Raw genomic sequence first — 23,190 nt, 5'->3', positions numbered from 1 at the left:
AAGAAAATAATTCCCTGTAAAACACAAATTAGGATAGGTATAAATAATATATAACAACAGATTAGAGAATTGATAAGGGAAGTGTTTTAATGGCTACACCAATAATTGGACAATCAACTGTCACAGTGGATCAGTGTGAAGCATTTTTAAGGAAACAAAATCCTAATGCTCCAGCATTAGCAAATGTTTATAAGAAGTATTGTGATATTTATGGTATAAGGCTTGAATGTATTTGGGTTCAAATGTGTTTGGAAACAAATTTTTTAAGATATTCAAATACCTCAATAACCACCTTAGATATGAATAACTTTTGTGGACTAGGTGCAATTGATGGAAATGGAAGAAGACAAGCTTTAAGCTTTAGCACAGAAGATGAAGGTGTTAAGTGCCATGTACAACATTTATATGCTTATTGCACTAATAAACCATTACCGCAAGGACAATCAGTAATAGATCCAAGGTTTAAGTATGTAGCTAGGGGTATCGCTCCTAATATTGAGAATCTAGGCAATGGTAATTGGGCTAGTGATAAAAACTATGCCAGTAAATTATTAAGCTTACTAAGTCAATTGTTAAATAGCGGTAATATAACAAATAAAACAAACTCAGGGAGTAATAGTGACTTTATCAGGGAAATTCAACATGACCTGCAAAGGCTTAGCTGTCTGGCTGCTGGAGAATCAAATGCCACAGGTGAATTAGATGCTAACACCAAAGCAGCCATAAAGCAATTTAGATATATAGTAGATTTACCAAGTGGTGAAAGCATAGATACCAGTTTAGTAAGTGCCTTAAATTCAATCACTTCTAAGCCAACTATTGGAGCAGGTTGGACAATTAATATAATAGCAACCAAATTTATTCAGTGGTTTATAGGTATATCACCAAAGTCTGGGGTATTTGATAATAATACCGTAGAGAAGGTTAAACAGTGGCAAGTAACAGCAGGTATCTGGAGTGCCTCTGGAGCAGATGGAGTTATTCGAGAAGTAGATTGGAATAAGATTTTAAAATAGCATTAGAGAGCTCAAAAGGCTCTCATTTATTTCATAATATGAGAAGATTAAGGTTGTATTAATTTTCTTATATTATGAAATAAAAATCTTATTCCTAATAATATTACAATTTGTGAATCCTATATAAACAGCTCATATATACCAAGTAAGATTATTAAAATAGCAGATATGTTTTCGGAGTAATCAGATAACTTGCTGTGTGAAATTAAGCTGCCATAATGACATCCAAGTTTAATAAATAAGATGCTAAATAATAACGAGGATAAAGAAGTAATATAAATATTTAATCCCGTTATGCTTGCACCTATACCTAGGCCAATATTATTTATACAAAGAATAATTCCAAGAATAACCGCTTCCTTCAATTCAATTGTTTTAGAATCATTTTTATCTACTATCTCTGGATGTTGAATCATCTTATTGTAATCACTTATTTTTGAGTTGCTTTTAGATGTAAGTTCTTTACTTTCAGTTGGTTTCCGGTTAAAAGCATTAAATAACATAAAAACTCCGAAAAATACTAATATTAAGCTTCCAGACATATTCGCATATTTAGGGACTATGAAACTGCACAGTAATTTACCAAATAACATAGCAATAACAGTACCTGCACAGGAAATAAATGCTACAAGTAAGTTGCTTATAAGGTTTATTTTAATTTTTTTAGCCCCATAACCTAGCCCTATAATAAAGTTATCACTACTTGAAGATAAAGCAAATAATAAAATTGATAGAATGTGCATTATAATTTCTCCAATTTAATTTATATGTAAATAATATATGATTATATTAATAATAGTGTTACTAATGAAAAAGTTAGCGAAGAGAAGTATTAAAAGAAAGTCAGTATAAACTATATACTATGGATAAGTTATTTATAAAGTAAACAATAAAGTAACAATTATGTAATAGTCCTGTAACAATTACCCTTTATAATTATAAGTATCCTAAGATATTAAATCTTAGAGAAAAATATAGCAGAATTCCCGAAATCCTTTATCAAGCACTAGTAGAAATACTGGCGCTTATTTTTTTACAAAAAAGATGTGAGTATGTGAATCGGAATTCGTAGAAAAGTCAGAAAATAATAAAAGGAATATTAGCAAAATTCAGAAAAGTTAATATAATATTATTAAATAACAAGTCTTGTTAGCAGTTGATTTCAATTAAATCAATAGGCACCTTAAATCACATATTTCTATATAAAAATCCATTGGGTAAGGGTTTTATTTAGGTATAAAGTAAATTGTGGAGGTGTATAAAATGACAGGCTTAACATTTAAAGAACAATCAGATAAAGATGAAAATATAGATCAATCAGTTGAAAAAGTAACCAGCGATAATGATACATCACCAGAAAGTGAGGCAGGAACTGTATTATTAGCTGTATCTGCAACTATTATCATGGGTATATTAATATTTCTGTTTATATAGAGCCTTGCAAAGGGCTCTTTTTATTAAATGAAGCAACTGTAAGAAAACACATACAAGAAAAACAAGATTAAATGAAAGACAAATTAAGTGTTAAAGAGCATGAAGACCCTTTTAATGGTAGCCTGTAGTAAGTTTATCCATTAATGGGTAGCAAAAGTAACAAGAGTAAAGTGGTTTGAACAAAGTGAAAACCAGCGCCTTTAGACGCTGGCTAGAAAAAGAGGCTTATAGCCTTAGACCAAGCAACCCTTTTTACAGGTGGCTATAACTTAGTTATCAATATATTTTTTTTCACATCTTGGGTTTTCCCACCATCCAAATGCAACTACTACTTTATCAAGTTTTGAACTTGAGGACTTTATAATTAACATATAGTTTCCACCGGGAGGCTCTATAAATTTTCCATCTTCTTCACTTACTAATGTTGTATTTGGTGGTACTATTCTTTTATAGACATTAATTCCTTTTTCGGGAACCATAGTTGTAGATTTTATAAATAGAATATCTACCTTGTTTCTTGGAAGAGGTTTCAAAGCAGTATTTGTTGGAGAAACCTTAGTGGATATACGTCCTTTTTCAGGAAGATCAGTATTGAGCCATATTTCAGCAGTTAAATAGTCATTAGAGAAATTTGAAATAGTAAATACATTTGCATATAAGTTAATGCCAGAGTCACGTGGATTTACTAAACCAGCCCAAGCATTTGCTCCATTTCCTACGAGTAAAGTCTCTGTTTGACCTACAAAATATTTTCCTTGCTTTGATTCAAACAAAGAAATTGGAATATTAACTACCTTTTTAAATTTAGTATCTTTTCTATCCAGAATATAACTATTGTCCGCCTGTAACATAAATAACATCTCCTAAGAACTCTTTTATCATAGATAACAGCATAGCTTGTCTTCAATACATAATATTCAGTAAGAACTAAAATGTTTGTTAATTATATATAAAAAATGAGCAAAATACAGAAATGGTGGATTTGAAGATTTCAAGGAATAAAGTTATTAATAATACATAAACTCTTAGAAGATTGTATGAAAGGAGTTTATACTATATGAATAATTTTAGTCCAGATGATTTTGAAGAGATATTAGATCATATAAAGCATAATATAAATGACTTTGTTGATTGTAATGATATAAGGTCTATTGAAAGTAATTTTAATACTAAAGCGATGGTTTTTAATGGCAAAGAAAATAGAGATGGAACAGTTATAGTTGGAGAAGATAACGGGGTAATTGCAGTAGATATAAGTGTCACTGACAACGCTGTAAGAAGTTTTATATTAAAAGATAAGAGTGATACAGGTGGAATTGAAAATATAATAGGATGGTTTAAAGAAAATTATAAACTAGAAGAGAGTCTAAGATAAGGCTCTCTTTTAATTTTTATATAGTACTTATCTAGAAGCTTACACTTAAGAATATTTATCTCTTTCTTAAAGTTTCTTATTTTTGGTAGGTATAAATTTACTAAATAACATCTATTTAAATACAAAATGTCAGGTGTGAAATAAAACATTGAATTATTAAAAAGTTTGTACTATAATTTCTAATGTTGTTTAAATTTGTAAGTATGGGGATGGAATTATGGAAAAAGAAATTGAAACACTAAGAAAAGAATTGAATCAGTTGGTGGAAGAGGCTAGTCATCTGTATTCAGAGGAAGTAGTAAAACTTAGCCAAGAATTGGACAGGCTTATATATAGATATTATGAAAAAACTTTGATAGTGTAGATATATATTAAAATGTCAGTGAACATATGCTATTTATTATGAAAGAAGATATAAGTGTAATAAATTATGACTATTTGAAGATGATTCTAAGACTTTAATAATAATTATCGTATAATTGGTTATACTAATTATAACCCTTACTAGTACTGGAATTTTATTATAGCAACGACAAGATTTCTGTCCGATTTTCAAAGTGTTTTATCTGATTTTGGGGTAGTGAGTTTGTATAAAAGCTGTTTTTTTGATATAATAAGCTATAGAGATGTTGGTGGAAATATAAATATACCAATATCTCTATTTATTTATTAAAAAGTTAAGATTGCGAGGATTATTAATGGGTAAATGGTTGTTTGTTACAGAAAAGCCCTCTGTAGCTATGGAATTTGTAAAATTACTAAATGTAAAAGGAATAAAAGCAGATGGATATATAGAATCGGATAAAGCAGTTTTTACTTGGTGTGTTGGACATTTGGTAACAATGAGTTATCCAGAGGCTTATGATGAAAATCTAAAAAGATGGTCCTTAAGCACGCTGCCATTTTTACCTAAAGAATATAAGTATGAAGTTATTCCTGCTGTAAAAAAGCAGTTTAACACAGTTGCCAATTTGCTTAAAAGAGAGGATATAGATAGAATCTATGTATGCACAGACTCAGGGAGAGAAGGAGAATATATATATAGATTGGTTGACAAGATAGTTGGAGTTGAGGGTAAGGAAAAGAAGAGAGTGTGGATTGATTCTCAGACAGAGGAAGAAATAAGGCGGGGAATTAGTGAGGCAAAGGATTTATCAGAATATGATTCCTTAGCCCATTCAGCTTTTTTGAGAGCTAAGGAAGATTATTTAGTTGGAATTAATTTTTCAAGGCTTTTAACCTTAATTTATGGTAAAACTATATCAAATTTTACCGGTGAGGACAGAGTAGTGATTGCAGTAGGTAGGGTTATGAGCTGCGTACTTGGCATGATTGTTGAGAGGGAAAGAGAAATTAGAGGTTTTGTTAAGACTCCCTTTTATAAAGTAATAGGGGAGTTTAATGTAGGAGATAATGAATTAGAACTTACTTATGACGGTGAATGGAAGGCAGTGGAAGGTTCCGAATATTTCCAGTCACATTACTTATATAATGAAAGTGGTTTTAAAAGGAGAGAAGATGCGGAAAAATTAGTGGAAAAGTTTAGAGAGCTTTCGAAAAGTAGTAAAATAATTATAGATAAAATAACTAAAAATAAGGAAATAAAAAAAGCACCTCTTTTATTTAACTTAGCAGAACTGCAAAATGAGTGTTCGAAAAAATTTAAAATCAGCCCAGAGGAGACCTTAAATAAGGTTCAGTCATTATATGAAAAGAAAATGCTTACATATCCAAGAACCGATGCCAGAGTTCTATCTAAGGCTGTATCAAAGGAAATAGGAAAAAATATAAGAAAATTAACTTCATATAAAGGAGACAGTGATGTAGGGGCTATAGCAGAAACTATAGTTAACAACAATTGGTTTAAGGATTTAGAAAAGACAAAGTATGTAGATGACAGTAAAATAACAGACCACTACGCCATAATACCTACAGGAGAAGGTCTTCAAAGTTATGAAAAACTTAATGATTTAGAAAAAAAAATATATAATTTAGTAGTGAGACGTTTTTTATCCATATTTTATCCTCCAGCAAAATACAATAAAATTGAGGTTGTGACTAAGGTTGGAAATGAGAGTTTTTTCACATCTGATAAAGTCTGTGTAGAAAGAGGATATTTAGATGTTTTAAACTGGGAAAAAGACTCAAAAGAAAATAAGAAGGTAGAATTTCTAAACAAATTAAGAAAAGGACAGGTAGTAGATTTAAATAATTTGACCATAAAAAATGGTGAAACTACGCCGCCTAAAAGATACACTGGCGGTTCAATTATAATTGCCATGGAGAATGCAGGAAAGCTTATAGAAGATGAGGAATTGAGAGAGCAGATCAAAGGTGCAGGAATAGGAACCTCTGCAACAAGGGCGGAAATTCTTAAAAAGCTTGAAAAGATTCAGTACATAGCTTCTAATAAGAAGACACAGATAATAACTCCTACTACCAAAGGTGAAATGATATATGAAGTTATAAAGGCTTCTATTCCTACTTTACTGAATCCGACGCTAACGGCAAGTTGGGAAAAGGGACTTAAAATGGTTTATCAAAGAGAAATAACGCCGGAAATCTTTATGGATAAATTAGAAAATTACACTAGAACCAATATTCACAAAGTGCTAAGTAATAATAAAGTAGTTAATGGAGAAAATTTATTTTCGGAGGTTATTGAAAGTAAAAACATTACTATAGCTGAAAAGGCAATAGAAGATGTATTAGGTATTTGTCCTATTTGCAGCAAAGGACAGATAGTAAAGAATAAAAAGGGATATGGTTGCACTAATTGGAGTAATGGCTGCAAGTTTTTTGTAAGTGAGATTTGCGGTAAAAAAATATCTACAGTACAAATTAAAAAGATAATAGAGAGGGGCAGGACTGATATCATAAAAGGCTTTAAATCGAAAAAAGGCACAGATTTTGATGCAGCACTTATCTTAAAAGAAGGTAAAATACAATTTGATTTTTCTAAATAGGGTAAAATCCAGTTTGCTATAAAGCTACTGGATTATTTTATTATCATTTTTACACTATAGTCTCCTTGATATATTTTATTTCTATATTTATTGTATAAGTTAAAATATCCATCAAATAATAAAGAAAGTTAGTAATTTTAAAGCTTACCAATACTTTTGTTAACATAAGTAAAATCTAATAAGGCAATACTGATGGGAGTGATAGATACGTTTGGCTATAAAAATATGGGATATAAGGTAGCGGTTGTTTGGTTACTTTCTTTTATTACTGTATGGATTGTTTTTGAAAATATAATTCCTAGAGATAGTATTCTTTTGCAGCTAAATAAAATAGAAGAAAGCATTCAAGATAGAAATTGGAATGAGGCAAAGGCGGAGATGAATATACTGAAAGATACTTATAAAAAAAATAGGCTATTTGTTCAAATGAACAATGCAACAGAAATATTTACAACCTTTGAACATACTTTAGGACAGCTAGAAATCACAGTAAAACATGAACAGGAGGCCGCCATTGAATATGTAGGAGCACTGAAAGAAACTCTAAACTTGGTTATGAAACCCTTTAGTGGCCCATAAGAACTTCAAAGTGGTTTAGCAAAAATATTCGGTTAAAGGAGGAAAGTTACGTTTTAGTTTAGTTTTCGTAACTATAAAGAATTATGAAGGATGTCTTAGCTTACTCTATAAGAGTTATACTAGTTTATTTTTTTACATATTTATGCTCTAGAATATTGACTAAGAAAGCTATATCTGAAATGACTGCTTATGAAGTAGCTGGTGTTATGATATTGGCAAATGTTGCTGCGGAACCCTTGGTAGATAAGGTAGTTTTAAAATCAGTTTTTGGCTCAGGAGTTCTAGTGTTGCTTATGTCAATAACTTCTCGTTTGGCTATGATAAATAGACTTACACCAGTTCTAGAGCATACAGCTACAATAGTAATTAAAAATGGACAGATTGATAAGGCAGCTTTAAATAGGTTAAGTCTAAGTTTAAACCAATTGGAGGGCCTTTTAAGAGAAAAGGGCTTTGATAAAGTTTCAGAGGTAGAAACTGCTATTATAGAACCTCAGGGAACCCTATCTGCATTTCCTAAGGAACAAAACAGACCAGTTCAATTAAAAGATTTGAATATAGAGAGTTCTACAAAAAGTTTAACTATACCACTAGTGATGGATGGCAGTATAATTATGCCTAACTTAAAACATATTGGCCGTTCTAAGGAATGGATAATTGAAGAAATGAAAAAGCAAGGAATAAATAATTATAAAGAAGAGGTATTTCTAGCAGAGTTAGATTCTTCAGTAAACTTAAGTATTTTAAAAAAATAAAACTCTTAGAATTAACTGGCTTGGCTTGCAATAATATTGATGCAAGTCTTTACTTTCTTGTAATAATAATTCATAAGTATATTGACATTTATCTCTAAGTATGCTATCATATAGCTTGTAAATTACGGGCTTATAGCTCAGCTGGTTAGAGCGCACGCCTGATAAGCGTGAGGTCGATGGTTCGAGTCCATTTAAGCCCACCAAATGATGGAAATACCAAGTAGTATCTATTACTTGGTATTTTTTTCGTTCTATTAGAGATATTAAAGAATTCCACAATTAAATAGGAGGCGTTTAAGTAATGTTTGGCTTTTTAAAAAAAGAATTTAAACTAGTTGCTCCAGTTTCAGGAAAGGTTATAGATTTGTCAGAGGTGCCAGACCCAGTTTTCTCACAAAAAATGGCTGGAGATGGGGTTGGAATTGACTCTACCGGTGATGTTGTAGTAGCGCCTGCTGATGGCGTTATATCTATAATATTTAAAACTAATCATGCTTTTGGTATGCTGCTAAACAATGGAGTAGAGTTACTAGTTCATATAGGAATTGATACCGTTGAGTTAGATGGAGTTGGTTTTGAAAGGTTAATACAAGAAGGAAGTAAAGTTAAAGCAGGAATGCCGGTTATAAAAATTGATAGGAATCTTATAAAAGATAAGGGATATTCACTAATTACACCTGTGCTGGTAACTAATCCAGATAACTTAAAGGAACTGAAATATGATATTGATATGCTGGTTCAGGCTGGCAAGGAAGCAGTTGTGACTTATAAAACAAAATAGAAACCTGAAAAAATAAGTAAATATTATTCTATATGATAACTTATAGAGAAATACAGGCTGATAAACAAAGTTTTAAACTTAGTTATTAAATATGTTCATATATGTATATAAGCAACATATATATTTCTTGATATTAACAATTTTAGCCGGAGGTATAAATGAATCTTATCCAGTATGTTGTCGCTGCATTAATAGTTGAGGCTTTATGGGAAACTACAAAGTTATTCTGGCAAAATGGAAAGTTTAGCTATGATAGGGTAGGCTCTGTAGCTTTTGGTGAACTTGTAGCTATTGGTGCTAATATAGACTTTATGAATTCCGTAGGACTACCTATCCATATACCTTATGTTGGAATGATACTTACAGGAATTTTAATATCAAGAGGATCAAATTTTATGCATGATCTTTTAGAAAATACTAATAGAATTTGTAGCAAAAATAAAGATTCATAGTGGAAAAAGTTCCAGAAACACTGCTAATAAACAGTATTTATCAGCAGTGTTTTTGTCCATGGGAAATTATAAAGTTAAGTCTTTAGAATACCTCTGTCTCCACACTTTGAAGAACAGCATCGGTGTTATCTTCTATAAAATTAATTACATTTTGCATTGTACTATCCGCATGTCTTTTATCATTGCTAACACAGGCTATACCTATAACTATGGATTGATGTAAATCCTGATTTTCTATTTCAGCAATAGATACATTAAATTTGTGCTTCACTTTATCAATAATGCTTTTAACTACCATTCTTTTTTCCTTTAAAGAATGAACCCAACCTGCAAATAAATTAATTTTTGCTGTGCCAATTATCAAAACAATCACTTCCTTACAAATAGTATATGCCAATTCCATTAAGTATAAAATAGAATTTCCGGGAAAATATAATACTTGTAAAAGTATTGGTGCTAAATTGAGGTGAAGAAATGCTTAGAATATTTACAGACTTACCAGCAACCCTTATTTCCTCTATATCTATTTTACTTGGTGCAATAGTGGGAGGAATATTCAGCTGGATTATAACTAAGAAATCTACGGATAAAACTATTGAAGTTCAAAATAAGATAGTGGAAGATAATAGAAAATATGCAGAAGATACTAGAATGAGAAGAAGCAGAGAATATGCAAATATTATAAGGCTAGATATTTGTACTGCTTTATTTAGTAGTGCAAGAGTTTTACAGAGCTTTAAAAACAACGGGGAGGTAGAGTTGTATCCTGTTCCAATGGATAGGGAATACTCTAGCGGTGTAGCCTATCTGAAAAATGGTTTCAAGTTAAAGGAATTAAGTTACATATATCAGCTCTATGGGCTTATAGAAAAGCTAAATAGAGACACAAATAATTTTAACTACTTTGATAATAAAAATTATGATTTAATAAAAATGGATTGTCAAATGTTCCTAAAAAAGCTCTATGGAGACAACTGGAAAAAAATATTAGATGTAAATATAGATGACACCTGTTATGAAGATTTATATGATAATGATGCAATTAAAGAGGGATATAGACAGGTGCTAAAAAAGTTGGATAAAATTTGTAATATAGACTGATAATGGGCAGATGATTGTTGTCAACTGCCCATTAGAAAAGTGTATTATTTAATACTCTTTTTTATCATTATCACTCTTTTTAACTTTTTTATCATCCTCATAGTGCTTACTTTCTGATTGATTATTTTTTTCTTTTTTATGAGAATCTTCGTATTTATCATCATCGCTAGCTTTATTATAATTATTTTTATTTTTTGAATTCTCTTTGTAGTAGTTGTCATCCTTTAAGTTTTTTGAAGAGGGATTAGTGCTATTGTTTTTCTTATTACCATTATTATTAGAATTATTTCCTTTACTTTTACCGGCAGCATTATTTTCATCTAAATCTGCAGATCCATTAGATCCACTTTTATCCCTATTATTAATCATATTATTATTTAAGCTATCTTTACCTGACTTAGCATCTTTGTTATCAGTAGAGGATGGATTATCATTTGTTTTATTAGAAGAATTATTAAAAATATTAGTGCCATTAATATCTATACTTGTATTTAGATTATCTTTTTTCACTTCTTTTTGAAAAGAAGAAAGTTTCATATCTTTTCCAGATATATTTATAGTAATAACTTTATTGTCTTTTTTATAATTATCGTTTATAAAATTGTCTTTTTTAGCTTGCTCCAAAATGTTTGTTAACGCATCGTCTACAGCTTTATTCTTAACAGAGATTTCCTTAAGTAGTTTATTACCATCTTCATTTAATGGACTAACATAAATCACCCTATTCCAGAGATTTGATTTAAGTTCCATTGATGGGTTTATACTTACTGTGACCGTAGACACAGGCTTGTAGTAAGTATATGCGGTGCCGCCGCTTAAAAATATTACTAGTGCTAAACAGGCTGCAGAGGTGTATCTTAGTAAATTATTATTCATAAAAACATTTTGTACAGGAAGACCGCTATACTGAGAGCCTATAGAAGGAATAGGCTTACTTTTATCTACTTTTACCTTCGTAAATTCACCAGTAGAGGTCATTAAATAAGCGATATTTTTTTTGATTTCCATTACAATTCCAGTTGTATTATCCATTATAAACACCTACTTTTATATTTAAATAAGACCTTAGATAAATGTATTCTTTATTTGAAAAAATTAAAATTAAAGTTAAGATGTATCGCCTCCATTTCTCTATAAATTTTCTATTTGCTCCAGCTAAAATGCATATTTCCTTAACAGGCAACTTTTTAGAACTTTTGATATATTCCAGTATAGAAGCTTCATTTGAGCAGGCTAAGCATAGATTTAGCAGTTTATCCTTTGTGTCCTTATGACTAGGAGATGATTTTACCAAATCCTCAAAGGAAAGCTTGTATCTCTTCAACTCATTAGAAAAAGCAATTATTTCCTCACTTCTTCGCAAATTTTCTTGTTCAATTTCATAATTAGTCAAGGAATCTTTATCATATATGTATTCTGTATCCTCATCCTCAGAGTTAAAAATCAAATATGGGTTGTTAGAACTTTTTCTGAAATAGTCTATAAGAGCATTTTTTATTAAAACCTTAGCATAGCTAAGAAAGTTACCTTTATTTTCTACATATGTATCACAGGCATTGTTAAAAGCTATTAGTGCAATACTAAGTTCATCATCATTTTCCCACTGAAGAGTTCTTTTACAGATTGATGCAGTAGTATTATATATAAACTTTTTATTTCTTTCTATAAAATCATTTCTGTTATCAATTAATTGTCCATTCAGGTTCATTTGATCACCTCATTCATAAATACGAGAGTCATAGTTAATTTAAAGGGGTATATAAACTATATATATTTTTTCGTTAATATTAATGAAAAGTTTATTTACACTTAATAATAACTTAAAAAGTTTTTGAAAGTACCCCCTAAAATGTAGGAAGCTTAACCGTAAATATCTATGACAAGAATATAAAAGAATCTTAAGGAGGAATTTACATGAAAAAGTTAATATTATTTATTACAGCATTAACAGTATCTTTAAATATTACGGGGAAGGTACTAGCTGATGGAAGTGTTGAAACTTTAAAAGAACAGGCAGGAGTAACTCCCGATAGTACAATTTTATACCCAATAGACAAAGCCATAGATAACATAAAGATAAATCTAAGTACTGGAGAAAACAAGGCAGAGGTATTGATAGAAGTTGCAGAGGAAAGACTAGGAGAAAGTGAAGTAATGGCTGAGAAAGAAAAAACAGATCTTTCCAATGAAGCTATTAATGACTATAACAATAAGATGAATGATGCTGTTGACAAGGTTCAGGAAACGGTAGAAAAAACCACTGTAGATAAGGAACAAGATAGTGAAAAGCTAGATAAATTAAAGAATTTAGAAGAAAAAATAAGCGAAAGACAGGAAAAATCTATAGAAGTACTTAAAAATTTGCAAAGTAAGCTTCCTGATAAGGCAAAGGAAACTATAGCTCTAGTTATAGAGATGCAAACTGCTAAGAAAGAGGCTATAATAGCAGTTGCAAAAGAAAGACAAGCTTTAATAGAGGAGAAAAAAGCAGTAAAAGAAGCAGAAAAGAAGTTGGAAGAGGTTAAAAAATCAGGCAATGCAGAGGAGATAAAAATAGCTGAAAACACATTAAAAGAAAAACAAGAAGCATTGACAGCACAAAAAGAGAAATTTTCTAAGATAGTAGCAGAGAAGAAAGAGGTAATGAAGGGCGGAGTAGGTCAGCTAAAGAAACAACTTAAAGCAGAAGTTAAAAATGGAACTATAACTAAAGAAGAAGGTAAAGAAGCAGTAAAAGCTGCAGAGAGCATTAAAGAAGATAGCAAAGTTTTAACCAATGAGCAATTAAAGGCAAGTAATAGTGAAGCAAGCAAAGACAGTTCTAAAACTTTGAACAGTACTGGAAATAGTTCTACTGCTCCAAAAGCTGTAAATAATACAGGAAGCGTTGAAATAAATGTTAAAGTAGAAAAGGAACATAAGGATGAAAAAAAAGATAAAAAAGAAAAAATAAAGGAAAACAAGAAAGAGAATAAGGACAAAGATAAGGAAAAGAATGAAGACTAAGAATAAGTATTATACGTAGCAAAAGTTTGAAGCACTGAACACCGGTGTGTTAAGCAGAGTCATACTGCTTAAAAGCCCTCATTTCAGCAAGAAGGTCTAATGCTGGCTCATCTTTGAAAATGAACTACAACTCAATGCTTTCTTCGAAAGCTGAGTTTCCGTTAACATTTTCAAAATCACCAGCATAAGGCCTTCTAAGCCTCATTCGAAGTTTTCTACGCAGTATACCTCTGCCTACACACCTATTTTTAGTGCTTTCAAAATTTTTGTTATGTGAATAATACAGTCAATAAAAATATGCGGAGCATGTGTAAATGATATTTGTGTAATTATAAGAGTATAAAACATTCCTTGGAATGATAATAAATTAATATAATAAAATAATTTATACAGTGAAGAATTCTGAAAAGGGGCTGGTAAAAGTCTTGCGACATAAGGACCTACCAGTCCTTTATATAAGCACATATATTTAATATTTATATTACGATGAAGTGAAGACTTGAGTCAGAGGGGGTTTCAACACCATCTGATTCTTAGTCGAACGAATCCAGGGACGTAGCCGCTCGTAACGTACACTTTGGAGAAGATGGGAGTATTAGAGCAGGTAGTCATCGGATAAAAAAGCAACTTAGAATAAGAATTAAAACTTTGTAGCCTGTGTGTTGATAGATGTGAGAGCTAACAGAGCACTACATAACTGCCTACATGCACAGGCTGCCAAGTCTAATTGCTAAGTTCCCTTTGTGTCGCATAATACTTATATAAACTGTCTTAATCCTCTACTAAGTAGAATAGGTTGTCCTATTTTTTAGTAGGATTCTGCTATGCCTTCTAAAACCTCAGCACTGGCAGATAGTTCTTGAATCAAGGCATTTATCTCCTGGAAAGAGGATGCTTGTTTATTAAAGGTATTATTAATTTCATTTATACTATCAGATATGCTTAAAACAGAACTTTGAATTCTTTTTAAAACCTCATCTATCTTTTTTATAGATTCACTACTTGAGGTAGAAAGTTTCCTTATTTCTTTTGCTACCACGTTAAAGCCTTTTCCCATATCACCAGCTCTCGCAGCTTCTATTGAAGCGTTTAAACCTAAAAGATTTGTCTGCCTAGCCACATTTCTTACAAAGTTTAGTATCTCATCTGTATTTTGCACCTCTTCATTAGTATCTAAAATATTTTGTGTTATTGCATAATTGGCATCAGCGATAGTCTGTACGCCTAAAGATAGTTCGTTTGTACTCTCGCTAATTTGCTGCAGTGCAGAAGATAGAGTTTTTGAGAGATTAGAGACTTGGTATTGTCTATTTAGGTTTTTACAAAGGGATACACAGCCTACAACTTTATCATTGTCATCTAGAGCAGGAATGGATATAGATTGGATTTCCATGCCAAAGATATCCTGAGGTATCCTTTTTATAACTACCCTTTTTGTTTTTATAGCTTCTTGGTCTCCTCCATCTTTGCTTATTAAATCTCCAGCTTTTACGTCTAAATTCAATTTTTCATTGCCATAAATGTCTAAGTATTTTTCAGTATCTGCAATGGATAGAAGAATATCTTCACTAAAGAAGTGCTGGAAAAAAGGAATCAGTATGCTATAAGCGTTTAAAAATTCATTTCCATAATCTTTTCTATTATTTATCTTATTCATAATTACCTCCTGGTACAATCTAAAAAAATGTTAACTAGATATTCTTCTAGTATAAAGGTTAAAGTACTTCATTTTTTAAGGAGCCTATGCCTTCAATATAGCAGTGGACCTGATCTCCAGAATTTAGATATTTAGGAGGAGTAAATCCCATGCCTACGCCAGCGGGAGTTCCTGTGGCGATTACATCGCCAGGTTTTAAGGTTATACCTTTTGAAAAGTCCCTTATTATGTATGGTATATCGAAGATAAATTCTCTTGTATTAGAGTTTTGTCTTAACTCACCATTAACAAAGCATTTGATATCTAACTCTAAAGGAAGCCTTAGTTCATCTTTGGAAACTATCCAAGGCCCCATAGGGCATGTCCCATTAAAACTCTTTCCTTTAAACCATTGACTATGTTTCCATTGAGAATCTCTTACAGAAATATCGTTTAAAATGGTGTACCCAAATATATAATCTTCTACTTTATCCATAGGTATATTCTTACCTTCTTTACCGATTATAATTGCCAGTTCTACTTCATAGTCTAGCTTCTCCGTTAAGCCCTTGTGAGACGGTATATTTGAATTATGTCCAACACATCTATCTACAAGCTTGGAAAAGTATATGGGAAACTCAGGAATATCTCCTTCTTTTTCTACTGCCTTAGCAACTTCTTTTACATGATCCTTATAGTTTTTACCAAGGCATATAATTCCCCTTGGAGGATTTGGAATAGGCGACTCTAAAATAATACTGTTTAGTGATATTCTTTGTAACTTACTTTTCATAGTATTAATTTTATTTTCTATTTCACTATTAAAATTAGCTATAAGCTCCATCATTGATAAACCAGGAAATAATTCCTTTAAACATAAAATTGAATTTTCCCCATCTAAAATAATGCCTATTTGTTCACAATCTTGGTAAACAAAAGTAGCAAAACGCATAGAATCTCCCCCTTATAACAAAAATTTAAAATATTTTAACATATTAATTATAACATATCAAATGAATTTTAAAGTGATAAGTTTCAAAATTGTGGAATTAATTACTACAAGTGCTAAATAACTGTTAAAACAAGTATAAAGAAACAGAACCTATTCCCAAATTTTAAAGTCCACCAGATTTTTACTAGTGGACTTTTTGATGTATTTTGATTTTTAATTTTTACCGGTGAAGGTAAGGAACAATAGTACTAAATTTAAAGAGATTATTATAGAAGTTATAATCCAACCTATAACCTTAGTAGAAGGTCTGTTTACCATTTCTCCCATAATATCTTTTTTACTGCTTATAATCATAAGAGGAATAACTGCTGCCGGAAGTGCAAAGCTTAAAATAACTTGACTTGAAACTAAGGCCTTCATTGGGTTTACCCCAAGTAATATTATAATCATACCAGGAGCCATTGTTATTATTCTCTTTAGGTTAGTATTGATTTTCAAGTTAACAAAGCCATCCATAAGACTTTCTCCAGCCATAGCACCTACCGCAGAAGAGGATAGCCCAGAAGCCAGCAGAGCAATGCCAAAGGCACCACTAGATAAGCTTCCAAGGAGGGGCTGTAGGGATTTATGGGCTTGCTCTATTGAATCTACAGCAATTCCTTGACTAAAGAAAACTGCAGCGGATACGATTACCATAGCAGAGTTTACTAGAAAAGCTATATTCATAGCTATAGTTATGTCTATTTTTTCCATTTTCAAGTGTCTTGCTTTTTCTTCTTTTGTGGAATTTTTATTCCTAGATTGGACTAACGCGGAATGAAGATAGATTACATGAGGCATAACTGTGGCTCCTAGCATTCCCACTGCTACATAAAGAGCATTGCTATTTGGAAGTGAAGGGACTAGAGCATGAAGAGCTACAGATGTCCACTTTGGATCTGCCAAAATAACTTCAAAACCATAGGCGATACATATTACTGACACTAATACAGTGATTACAAGTTCCACAGCTCTCTGTCCATATTTTTGAAGGTTAACTATAATAAAAGTTAATATTACAGTAATAACGCCGGCATAAGTAAGTGGTATTCTAAAGAGAAGATATAGGCCTAAAGAAGCTCCTAAAAATTCTGCTAAGGTTGTAGCCATAGCTGTAATACAAGCTATTGTCCATAAAAACCAGTTAACTTTTTTTGAAAATATTTTTCCGCACATTTGAGATAGATTGAAGCCAGTAGCAATGCCTAGCTTAGCGGAAAGAGTTTGGAGAAAAATTGCCATCAGGTTACTCCATAATATTACCCAAATTAAATTATAATTAAATACGGATCCGCCGGTTATATTGGTAGCAAAGTTTCCAGGATCTACATATGCAACACTGACTATAAAAGCAGGGCCTAAATACTTAAGAACTCCTTTAACTTTAGTTGCCAAGTCCCATCTATATTTAGATTTAGTTAGTGTTAAATCTTTAAACTCTGTTTCTGGATACATAATAGTTCCTCCTGATTTATATTATCTTAGTTTATTTTAAAATCATTAATGCTAAGTAACATTTTTAGCCTATACTAACTTTCCTAATTTACAATATGAATAATACTGAAAAAAAGTGATTAATAAGTTCTACTTTTAATATTTATTTCATATAATTGATGTAGGGTATAAGTTGCATGTAATTCCACAAGGCAGGTGATTCTATGGCTGATGAAGATTTTTTTACTTTTAGTGAGTATATGAAAAAAGAATATGACACTTTAACGGCATCTATGGAGGATTATTTGGAAATGATCTACAGGCTTTCGGAACAGATAGGCTTTACTCGTATACATGATTTAGCTAAGTCTCTAAATGTTCAACCACCATCTGCAACAAAGATGGTTCAAAAATTAGCTGAATTAAAGTTTGTAAAGTACGAGAAATATGGCATAATAATTCTTACGGAAGATGGGAAAAGTATGGGTAAATACTTATTAAAAAGACATAACATCATTGAAGGTTTTTTCAAGGTGCTTGGAATATCAGACGGAATTCTAGAACAAACGGAAAAATTGGAACATACTATAAGCAACGAAACTGTGGAGTACTTAGAGGATTTTATTAGCTTTATACAGGAGAATCCTGAAGTAATAAGCGATTTTGATTTGTTTAGAAAAAAGAAAAGAAAAGATGAGCAATAGACAATAAGATGTAACACATAGATATACTTTGTGTTGCATTTTATTTTTATGAAAAATAAAAGCTCCTTTTAAAGTTTACAATTTATTAATACTCCTTAAGGTGATATTTAATACCATTTAATTTGGTTTTATGATATAATAATTACATAAACATATTTAAGGAAAAGAGGTTTAAATTATGGATTTTGTAAATAAGAATTTTTCAGGAGCATTTAAGATAGTTTTTGGAATATTAGCTATATTTGTCCTTATAAAAATTATTCCACTGCTTGTTGTGGCTGGTATAGCAATATGGGGAGGGGCTAAAGGTATTAAGTACTTTAAAAGTTGGAAAAATAGAAAAATAAATAAAAAAGAAAAAACAGTAGATTATGTGAATGTGGAGAAAGAATTCTTTGACTTAAGTGATAAGAAAATAGTAGATGTAGATTATGAAGAGCTAAAATAGAGTTAAACTTAATTGAAAAACATATCCTTATCTGACTTGCCTTATTAGTTGTAATAAGGCAAGTTTAATTTTTAAGACCCTATTAAAGAGTTACAGCTACATCCTTAAGTAGCTTTCTAATTTCCAAGTGCTGAGGACAGACATCTTCACATTTTCCGCAGGAAATGCAGCAAGAAGCTTTGGCTTGCTCAGGCATCACTCCATATATATTTTTACAGCCTTCTAAATCGTCATACATAAAGGCTTGGTTGTATAAAGCGAAATTCCTAGGGATATTTACTCCAGCAGGGCAAGGCATACAGTATTCACAACCTGTACAGCCTACCTTCATAAGCTCCTTAAATTTATTCTTCACTTTGTCCATAATTTCAACTTCTTTTTCAGTAAAGGAATTTGGAAGTGACTTTTCAGCTATTTTTATATTCTCATCTATTTGCTCAATAGAGTTCATACCGCTTAGCACTACAGAAACTTCTGGGTGATTCCAAATCCAACTCAAAGCCCAGTCTACAGCACTTTTATTTATAGGTGAATCCTTTAAAAATTTTTCAACTTCCTGTGGCGGCGTTTTAGCTAAGGTTCCTCCTCTTAGAGGCTCCATTATAACTACAGCAAGACCTTTAGAAGCAGCATATAGAAGTCCTTCTTTTCCAGCTTGATAGGCTTCATCTAAAAAATTATATTGTATTTGACAGAAGTCCCAAGAGTATAAGTCTAGGATATGCTTAAACACATCTAGCTTATCGTGAAAAGAAAAACCTACATGTTTTATTCTGCCATCCTTTAGGGCCTTGTCTAAAAAATTAAAAACTCCTAATTTCTCCATTTTATCAATACGTGATTTATCCAAAGCATGAAGCAGATAAAAATCTATGAAATCTGTCTGAAGTTTTGAAAGTTGTTCATTTAGATACTTGTCAAAATCCTCATATTTCTCCACTAACCAAACAGGCATTTTAGTAGCAAGTTGGACTTTCTCTCTATAGCCATCTTTTAGAGCTTTACCTACTATAAGCTCACTATTTCCACCATGATAAGGATAGGCGGTGTCTATATATGTTAGTCCTTTATCAATAGCATGTCTTATAAGTTTGATAGCTTCAGGTTCATTAATATTTGAATTATCTTCTTCTAACACAGGCAGTCTCATACACCCAAAACCTAGTGCTGATGGCTTAATATTGCAACTACCAAATTTCCTATATTGCATAAAGAAACCTCCCTTGTATATTTTTCTATTACATTATATACTAAAAATTATTAATAATAAATCCGTTATGCCTTAAACATTCTAGTAATTGCCATTCTTGTGGTATATAATGGTATATAGAATAAATGTGATTTTGAGAAATGGGGGATAAAAATGATCAAAACAGCAATTTTAACTATAAGTGACAAAGGATCCAAAGGTGAAAGAGAAGATGGTACAGGACCAGCATTAAAAAATGAACTGGATAAACATGTATATTGTGTAGAGTATTATAAAATTATACCAGATGATTTAGATAAAATAGTGGAGGAGCTAATTTACCTTTGTGATGAATTAAAAGTAAACTTGATTTTAACCAATGGCGGTACAGGTTTTTCTATGAGAGATGTAACGCCAGAGGCTACTATGAAGGTAATAAAAAAATATGTTCCAGGAATTGGAGAGGCAATGAGAAATGAGTCCTTAAAGGTAACTCCTAAAGCTATGCTTTCAAGGGCTGTTTCTGGAATTAGAAATGAAACTCTAATTGTTAATCTTCCGGGAAGCCCAAAAGGAGCAGTGGAAAATCTAAGAGTAATTCTACCAGCACTACCTCATGGTATAGATATATTGACTGGAAAAGCATCAGAGTGTGCTAGATAGTTAATAAAATCTAGATGAGGGAAGAATAAATGATTAATGACGCAATAGGGTTCCTTTCACAACATAAAGACATATTAAAGGTAGTTTGGATGTCTTTATTGGTATCTGTATCATCAACCTTTATAGCAGCTATCGTTGCACTAATATGTGCGGTTCCAACAGCATTAAAGAATTTTAGAGGCAAAAAGGTGATTCTTAGAATAACCAATACATTGATGAGCCTGCCGCCAGTACTTATGGGATTGATAGTTTACTTAATGTTATCAAAAGAAGGTCCTCTAGGTAATCTAGAGCTTCTATTTACACCTTTGGCAATGATAATATCGCAGACCCTTTTAGTGCTGCCTATAATATTTGGAATTGCTGTAACATCATTATCGAAAAATATTGGGGAAATTCAGGCTACCTGCATTTCTTTAGGTGCAGGCAAAAGAGATACCTATATAACTATAATAAAGGAAACTAAGACTCAAATGCTTTCCTCCATTACTGCAGGATTTGGACGAGCTATATCAGAGGTAGGTGCAGTGATGATGGTTGGGGGCAATATTCAGGGTGAGACTAGGGTTATGACTACTTATATAGCACTGGAAACTGGAAAAGGTAATTTTCAAGAATCTATAACTATAGGAATTATACTACTAGCTGTTTCATTTATTGTAAATTATTTTTTACATAGATTTCAGGAAGCGAGATAGTAAAAAATTCTTTGTTTTAGCTTTGGAGGGTAAAATGCAGGTTCATATAAAGGGAGCGTTTAAAGAATATGACGGAAGAAAAGTTTTAGGTATAGATGAATTAAGCTTTTTAGGCGGAAAAGTGTATGTAGTACTAGGTCTTAATGGCAGTGGAAAAAGTACGCTATTAAACTGTATTGCTGGTATTAATACCTTAGACAGAGGAAGTATTCTTTATAATGGGGAGTCAAGAATAAATAGTATAAGGAAAAATATTTCAATAGTGACTCAAAGTCCTTATTTGTTTAACAGCACTGTGCTTGAAAATATAATAAGTGGCTTAAAGTATAGAAAGATAAATAAAGAGGATATTCACTTTAGAGTGAAGAAATACATGAATTATTTTCATATTGACAAACTATTTTCCAAAAATGTAAGAAATATATCTGGAGGAGAAGCTGCAAAAACTGCTATAATAAGGGCAGCTGTTTTAGAAACAGAACTTTCGATTTTAGATGAGCCTACTGCTGCAATGGATGTGGAAAGTACTTTAGAGGCTGAAAAGCTAATCAAAGATATGACGTCGAATAATAGAACTGTAATCATGGTCACTCACGATATGTATCAAGCTGAAAGAATTGCAGATTATGTCATATTTATGGATAAAGGAAAAGTAATTGAAAGCGGCAGTAAAACCAAAGTCTTTAAGAATCCAGAACATCCACTGGTAAAAACGGTGTTGAATAGGGGGAATTAGTATTGGAATTTACTCATATAAATGAACAAGGAAGAGCCAAGATGGTAGATGTTAGTAAAAAAGAGGACACGGAAAGAGAAGCAGTAGCCATAGGATCTATACACATGAAAAGAGAAACAATTGAGAGAATTATGGAAGGAACCATTAAAAAAGGAGATGTTCTTTCTGTGGCTCAGGTGGGAGGTATAATGGGTGCTAAGAGTACACCAAACATTATTCCTATGTGTCACCCAATAAATATTTCAGGCTGTGATATTGCCTTTAAAATAGATTTAGAAGGCTTGAAGATAGATATAGAAGCAAAAACCAAAACTGTAGGGAAAACAGGAATAGAAATGGAGGCGCTAACAGCAGTGTCCGTAGCAGCCCTTACTATCTACGATATGTGCAAGGCTGTAGATAGAGAAATGACTATATCAAATATCATGTTAGTAAAGAAAAGTGGGGGGAAATCTGGAGACTTTCAAAGGAATGTAGACAGATAATCTCCAAAATTAGATACTATCTATATAAAAGAAATGGAGGGTTAATATGGCTAGAGTTTTAGCAGTTAACATTAGTGAGAAAAAAGGAGTAATAAAACATCCAATTGAGAAGGGGTATTTTAGGGAAAATCATGGATTAGAAGGAGATGCCCACTCTGGCGAGTGGCATAGACAAGTTAGTCTTCTTGCTCAGGAGAGTATAGATAAGATGAAGGCTAAAGGTGTAGAGGGGCTTTGCAGTGGAAAATTTGCAGAAAACCTAACAACAGAGGGTATTATATTATATGAGCTTCCTGTTGGAACTAAGTTTAAAGTTGGGGAAGTACTAATGGAGGTAACACAAATAGGAAAAGAGTGTCATCAGGGCTGTGCAATCCGCAGTCAAGTAGGAGACTGTATTATGCCTAGAGAAGGTATATTTGCTAAGGTACTACAGGGTGGTTGGATCAAGCCAGAGGATGAAATTGTCATAGAATAACTTTTATATAAGCATTTATTTATAAACAATTTTGATGTAGCCGTCTTTTTAGTGTTTAAGTATTTAAATCTAAAAAGGTAAAGTACATTTCAGATTCTTTATAGATAAGTGCTTTTTAATTTAAAATTTGGTCTAATTAAAATAAAGGAAAGTATGTATTTTACGATAATATATTTATAGCATAAATAATCAAAGTGTTTTGATTGATGATTTTTGCAATATAGTTGCTTAAAGAGTAATTGTAGATGCATAAGTAATAACAT

General features: G+C 31.7%; 27 protein-coding genes and 1 tRNA gene. 19 read left to right on the top strand and 9 right to left on the bottom strand.

The genetic code is table 11. The features are described from left to right. Window positions 1-89 precede the first annotated feature (89 nt). Window positions 90-1,016 (top strand): glucosaminidase domain-containing protein, encoded by a 927-nt coding sequence (locus tag N4T77_RS11045; protein ID WP_261671849.1) that lies wholly within the window; start codon window positions 90-92, stop codon window positions 1,014-1,016. A gap of 119 nt (window positions 1,017-1,135) precedes the next feature. Here N4T77_RS11045 and ytaF read toward each other — a convergent pair whose 3' ends face one another. After that, window positions 1,136-1,759, bottom strand: a complete 624-nt coding sequence (ytaF, locus tag N4T77_RS11040) for a sporulation membrane protein YtaF (protein ID WP_261671848.1) — start codon at window positions 1,757-1,759, stop codon at window positions 1,136-1,138. Window positions 1,760-2,279: 520 nt separating this feature from the next. Between ytaF and N4T77_RS11035 the strand changes: the two genes are divergently transcribed. Next, a complete protein-coding gene (locus N4T77_RS11035) occupies window positions 2,280-2,450 on the top strand; it encodes a hypothetical protein (RefSeq protein WP_261671847.1) in 171 nt (56 codons plus the stop codon). Between the two features lie 269 nt (window positions 2,451-2,719). Here N4T77_RS11035 and N4T77_RS11030 read toward each other — a convergent pair whose 3' ends face one another. Beyond that, a complete protein-coding gene (locus tag N4T77_RS11030; RefSeq protein ID WP_261671846.1) occupies window positions 2,720-3,301 on the bottom strand; it encodes a DUF6143 family protein in 582 nt (193 codons plus the stop codon). A gap of 206 nt (window positions 3,302-3,507) precedes the next feature. On the opposite strand from N4T77_RS11030, the gene N4T77_RS11025 reads away from it, so the two are divergent. The 8 genes from N4T77_RS11025 to N4T77_RS10990 all read left to right on the top strand — a co-directional run bounded on the left by N4T77_RS11025 (window position 3,508) and on the right by N4T77_RS10990 (window position 9,358). Then, complete coding sequence (locus tag N4T77_RS11025; protein WP_261671845.1) at window positions 3,508-3,825, top strand: hypothetical protein; 318 nt, start codon at window positions 3,508-3,510, stop codon at window positions 3,823-3,825. 217 nt (window positions 3,826-4,042) lie between these two features. Beyond that, window positions 4,043-4,189: an aspartyl-phosphate phosphatase Spo0E family protein gene (locus N4T77_RS11020; protein WP_261671844.1), complete on the top strand. Its 147-nt coding sequence runs from the start codon at window positions 4,043-4,045 to the stop codon at window positions 4,187-4,189. A 334-nt stretch (window positions 4,190-4,523) separates the two neighbouring features. After that, on the top strand, window positions 4,524-6,791 hold the full coding sequence (locus N4T77_RS11015) for a type IA DNA topoisomerase (RefSeq protein WP_261671843.1): 2,268 nt from the start codon (window positions 4,524-4,526) through the stop codon (window positions 6,789-6,791). 225 nt (window positions 6,792-7,016) lie between these two features. Beyond that, a complete protein-coding gene (locus tag N4T77_RS11010) occupies window positions 7,017-7,370 on the top strand; it encodes a DUF4363 family protein (RefSeq protein WP_261671842.1) in 354 nt (117 codons plus the stop codon). Between the two features lie 83 nt (window positions 7,371-7,453). After that, window positions 7,454-8,125, top strand: a complete 672-nt coding sequence (locus tag N4T77_RS11005) for a DUF421 domain-containing protein (RefSeq protein WP_261671841.1) — start codon at window positions 7,454-7,456, stop codon at window positions 8,123-8,125. Between the two features lie 126 nt (window positions 8,126-8,251). After that, window positions 8,252-8,328: transfer RNA gene (locus N4T77_RS11000), tRNA-Ile, on the top strand. A 98-nt stretch (window positions 8,329-8,426) separates the two neighbouring features. Next, a complete protein-coding gene (locus tag N4T77_RS10995) occupies window positions 8,427-8,906 on the top strand; it encodes a PTS glucose transporter subunit IIA (protein WP_261671840.1) in 480 nt (159 codons plus the stop codon). Between the two features lie 158 nt (window positions 8,907-9,064). Continuing rightward, a complete protein-coding gene (locus tag N4T77_RS10990) occupies window positions 9,065-9,358 on the top strand; it encodes a hypothetical protein (RefSeq protein WP_261671839.1) in 294 nt (97 codons plus the stop codon). An 82-nt stretch (window positions 9,359-9,440) separates the two neighbouring features. Here the strand turns inward: N4T77_RS10990 and N4T77_RS10985 are convergent, their stop codons facing one another. Then, window positions 9,441-9,722, bottom strand: a complete 282-nt coding sequence (locus N4T77_RS10985) for a DUF503 domain-containing protein (RefSeq protein WP_261671838.1) — start codon at window positions 9,720-9,722, stop codon at window positions 9,441-9,443. Between the two features lie 110 nt (window positions 9,723-9,832). Here N4T77_RS10985 and N4T77_RS10980 point away from each other — a divergent pair, with 110 nt between their 5' ends. Further along, window positions 9,833-10,459 (top strand): hypothetical protein, encoded by a 627-nt coding sequence (locus tag N4T77_RS10980; RefSeq protein WP_261671837.1) that lies wholly within the window; start codon window positions 9,833-9,835, stop codon window positions 10,457-10,459. Between the two features lie 48 nt (window positions 10,460-10,507). Here the strand turns inward: N4T77_RS10980 and N4T77_RS10975 are convergent, their stop codons facing one another. Together N4T77_RS10975 and sigI are read right to left on the bottom strand one after the other, a co-directional pair. Next, window positions 10,508-11,491 carry an anti-sigma factor domain-containing protein gene (locus N4T77_RS10975; RefSeq protein ID WP_261671836.1) on the bottom strand — a complete coding sequence of 328 codons (984 nt, stop codon included), beginning with the start codon at window positions 11,489-11,491 and terminating at the stop codon, window positions 10,508-10,510. After that, window positions 11,484-12,167, bottom strand: coding sequence for an RNA polymerase sigma-I factor (gene sigI, locus N4T77_RS10970; RefSeq protein WP_261671835.1), 684 nt, complete (start codon window positions 12,165-12,167; stop codon window positions 11,484-11,486). Before sigI ends, N4T77_RS10975 begins: the two co-directional genes overlap by 8 nt. Window positions 12,168-12,373: 206 nt before the next feature. On the opposite strand from sigI, the gene N4T77_RS10965 reads away from it, so the two are divergent. Continuing rightward, window positions 12,374-13,465 (top strand): DUF5667 domain-containing protein, encoded by a 1,092-nt coding sequence (locus tag N4T77_RS10965; protein WP_261671834.1) that lies wholly within the window; start codon window positions 12,374-12,376, stop codon window positions 13,463-13,465. A gap of 808 nt (window positions 13,466-14,273) precedes the next feature. Here N4T77_RS10965 and N4T77_RS10960 read toward each other — a convergent pair. The 3 genes from N4T77_RS10960 to N4T77_RS10950 all read right to left on the bottom strand — a co-directional run bounded on the left by N4T77_RS10960 (window position 14,274) and on the right by N4T77_RS10950 (window position 17,547). Beyond that, window positions 14,274-15,122 (bottom strand): methyl-accepting chemotaxis protein, encoded by an 849-nt coding sequence (locus N4T77_RS10960; RefSeq protein ID WP_261671833.1) that lies wholly within the window; start codon window positions 15,120-15,122, stop codon window positions 14,274-14,276. A 58-nt stretch (window positions 15,123-15,180) separates the two neighbouring features. Further along, window positions 15,181-16,053: a fumarylacetoacetate hydrolase family protein gene (locus N4T77_RS10955; protein WP_261671832.1), complete on the bottom strand. Its 873-nt coding sequence runs from the start codon at window positions 16,051-16,053 to the stop codon at window positions 15,181-15,183. Window positions 16,054-16,266: 213 nt separating this feature from the next. Continuing rightward, a complete protein-coding gene (locus N4T77_RS10950; RefSeq protein WP_261671831.1) occupies window positions 16,267-17,547 on the bottom strand; it encodes an Nramp family divalent metal transporter in 1,281 nt (426 codons plus the stop codon). A 203-nt stretch (window positions 17,548-17,750) separates the two neighbouring features. Here N4T77_RS10950 and mntR point away from each other — a divergent pair, with 203 nt between their 5' ends. Next, entirely contained in the window at window positions 17,751-18,230 is a 480-nt protein-coding gene (mntR, locus tag N4T77_RS10945; RefSeq protein WP_261671830.1) for a transcriptional regulator MntR, read from the top strand. A 178-nt stretch (window positions 18,231-18,408) separates the two neighbouring features. Beyond that, the gene (locus N4T77_RS10940) at window positions 18,409-18,678 is read left to right on the top strand and encodes a hypothetical protein (protein ID WP_261671829.1); all 270 of its coding nucleotides are present in this window, start codon (window positions 18,409-18,411) and stop codon (window positions 18,676-18,678) included. 82 nt (window positions 18,679-18,760) lie between these two features. On the opposite strand, the gene N4T77_RS10935 is transcribed toward N4T77_RS10940, so the two are convergent. Beyond that, window positions 18,761-19,888 (bottom strand): aldo/keto reductase, encoded by a 1,128-nt coding sequence (locus N4T77_RS10935; RefSeq protein WP_261671828.1) that lies wholly within the window; start codon window positions 19,886-19,888, stop codon window positions 18,761-18,763. 153 nt (window positions 19,889-20,041) lie between these two features. Between N4T77_RS10935 and N4T77_RS10930 the strand changes: the two genes are divergently transcribed. From N4T77_RS10930 to N4T77_RS10910, 5 genes are read left to right on the top strand one after another with little or no spacing between them, the layout of a single operon-like run. After that, a complete protein-coding gene (locus N4T77_RS10930) occupies window positions 20,042-20,530 on the top strand; it encodes a molybdenum cofactor biosynthesis protein B (protein ID WP_261671827.1) in 489 nt (162 codons plus the stop codon). 29 nt (window positions 20,531-20,559) lie between these two features. After that, window positions 20,560-21,228 (top strand): ABC transporter permease, encoded by a 669-nt coding sequence (locus N4T77_RS10925; RefSeq protein WP_261671826.1) that lies wholly within the window; start codon window positions 20,560-20,562, stop codon window positions 21,226-21,228. Window positions 21,229-21,262: 34 nt separating this feature from the next. Next, complete coding sequence (locus N4T77_RS10920; protein ID WP_261671825.1) at window positions 21,263-21,964, top strand: energy-coupling factor ABC transporter ATP-binding protein; 702 nt, start codon at window positions 21,263-21,265, stop codon at window positions 21,962-21,964. A gap of 2 nt (window positions 21,965-21,966) precedes the next feature. After that, window positions 21,967-22,449 carry a cyclic pyranopterin monophosphate synthase MoaC gene (gene moaC / locus N4T77_RS10915; protein ID WP_261671824.1) on the top strand — a complete coding sequence of 161 codons (483 nt, stop codon included), beginning with the start codon at window positions 21,967-21,969 and terminating at the stop codon, window positions 22,447-22,449. A 46-nt stretch (window positions 22,450-22,495) separates the two neighbouring features. Next, the gene (locus N4T77_RS10910) at window positions 22,496-22,927 is read left to right on the top strand and encodes an MOSC domain-containing protein (RefSeq protein WP_261671823.1); all 432 of its coding nucleotides are present in this window, start codon (window positions 22,496-22,498) and stop codon (window positions 22,925-22,927) included. The last annotated feature ends 263 nt before the right edge of the window (window positions 22,928-23,190 follow it).

It is taken from the genome of Clostridium sp. CX1, assembly GCF_025398335.1.
Classification (GTDB): Bacteria; Bacillota; Clostridia; order Clostridiales; family Clostridiaceae; genus Clostridium_AM; species Clostridium_AM tanneri.
Note: the sequence above shows the minus strand (reverse complement) of the source record. Positions and strands in the feature narration are given on the sequence as shown.

What these genes read in the sequence shown, in the direction of transcription:
- N4T77_RS11045 (WP_261671849.1), top strand. Translation starts at nt 90, where the DNA reads ATGGCTACACCAATAATTGGACAATCAACTGTCACAGTGGATCAGTGT.
- ytaF (WP_261671848.1), bottom strand. Translation starts at nt 1,759, where the DNA reads ATGCACATTCTATCAATTTTATTATTTGCTTTATCTTCAAGTAGTGAT.
- N4T77_RS11035 (WP_261671847.1), top strand. Translation starts at nt 2,280, where the DNA reads ATGACAGGCTTAACATTTAAAGAACAATCAGATAAAGATGAAAATATA.
- N4T77_RS11030 (WP_261671846.1), bottom strand. Translation starts at nt 3,301, where the DNA reads ATGTTACAGGCGGACAATAGTTATATTCTGGATAGAAAAGATACTAAA.
- N4T77_RS11025 (WP_261671845.1), top strand. Translation starts at nt 3,508, where the DNA reads ATGAATAATTTTAGTCCAGATGATTTTGAAGAGATATTAGATCATATA.
- N4T77_RS11020 (WP_261671844.1), top strand. Translation starts at nt 4,043, where the DNA reads ATGGAAAAAGAAATTGAAACACTAAGAAAAGAATTGAATCAGTTGGTG.
- N4T77_RS11015 (WP_261671843.1), top strand. Translation starts at nt 4,524, where the DNA reads ATGGGTAAATGGTTGTTTGTTACAGAAAAGCCCTCTGTAGCTATGGAA.
- N4T77_RS11010 (WP_261671842.1), top strand. Translation starts at nt 7,017, where the DNA reads ATGGGATATAAGGTAGCGGTTGTTTGGTTACTTTCTTTTATTACTGTA.
- N4T77_RS11005 (WP_261671841.1), top strand. Translation starts at nt 7,454, where the DNA reads ATGAAGGATGTCTTAGCTTACTCTATAAGAGTTATACTAGTTTATTTT.
- N4T77_RS10995 (WP_261671840.1), top strand. Translation starts at nt 8,427, where the DNA reads ATGTTTGGCTTTTTAAAAAAAGAATTTAAACTAGTTGCTCCAGTTTCA.
- N4T77_RS10990 (WP_261671839.1), top strand. Translation starts at nt 9,065, where the DNA reads ATGAATCTTATCCAGTATGTTGTCGCTGCATTAATAGTTGAGGCTTTA.
- N4T77_RS10980 (WP_261671837.1), top strand. Translation starts at nt 9,833, where the DNA reads ATGCTTAGAATATTTACAGACTTACCAGCAACCCTTATTTCCTCTATA.
- N4T77_RS10975 (WP_261671836.1), bottom strand. Translation starts at nt 11,491, where the DNA reads ATGGATAATACAACTGGAATTGTAATGGAAATCAAAAAAAATATCGCT.
- sigI (WP_261671835.1), bottom strand. Translation starts at nt 12,167, where the DNA reads ATGAACCTGAATGGACAATTAATTGATAACAGAAATGATTTTATAGAA.
- N4T77_RS10965 (WP_261671834.1), top strand. Translation starts at nt 12,374, where the DNA reads ATGAAAAAGTTAATATTATTTATTACAGCATTAACAGTATCTTTAAAT.
- N4T77_RS10960 (WP_261671833.1), bottom strand. Translation starts at nt 15,122, where the DNA reads ATGAATAAGATAAATAATAGAAAAGATTATGGAAATGAATTTTTAAAC.
- N4T77_RS10955 (WP_261671832.1), bottom strand. Translation starts at nt 16,053, where the DNA reads ATGCGTTTTGCTACTTTTGTTTACCAAGATTGTGAACAAATAGGCATT.
- N4T77_RS10950 (WP_261671831.1), bottom strand. Translation starts at nt 17,547, where the DNA reads ATGTATCCAGAAACAGAGTTTAAAGATTTAACACTAACTAAATCTAAA.
- mntR (WP_261671830.1), top strand. Translation starts at nt 17,751, where the DNA reads ATGGCTGATGAAGATTTTTTTACTTTTAGTGAGTATATGAAAAAAGAA.
- N4T77_RS10940 (WP_261671829.1), top strand. Translation starts at nt 18,409, where the DNA reads ATGGATTTTGTAAATAAGAATTTTTCAGGAGCATTTAAGATAGTTTTT.
- N4T77_RS10935 (WP_261671828.1), bottom strand. Translation starts at nt 19,888, where the DNA reads ATGCAATATAGGAAATTTGGTAGTTGCAATATTAAGCCATCAGCACTA.
- N4T77_RS10930 (WP_261671827.1), top strand. Translation starts at nt 20,042, where the DNA reads ATGATCAAAACAGCAATTTTAACTATAAGTGACAAAGGATCCAAAGGT.
- N4T77_RS10925 (WP_261671826.1), top strand. Translation starts at nt 20,560, where the DNA reads ATGATTAATGACGCAATAGGGTTCCTTTCACAACATAAAGACATATTA.
- N4T77_RS10920 (WP_261671825.1), top strand. Translation starts at nt 21,263, where the DNA reads ATGCAGGTTCATATAAAGGGAGCGTTTAAAGAATATGACGGAAGAAAA.
- N4T77_RS10910 (WP_261671823.1), top strand. Translation starts at nt 22,496, where the DNA reads ATGGCTAGAGTTTTAGCAGTTAACATTAGTGAGAAAAAAGGAGTAATA.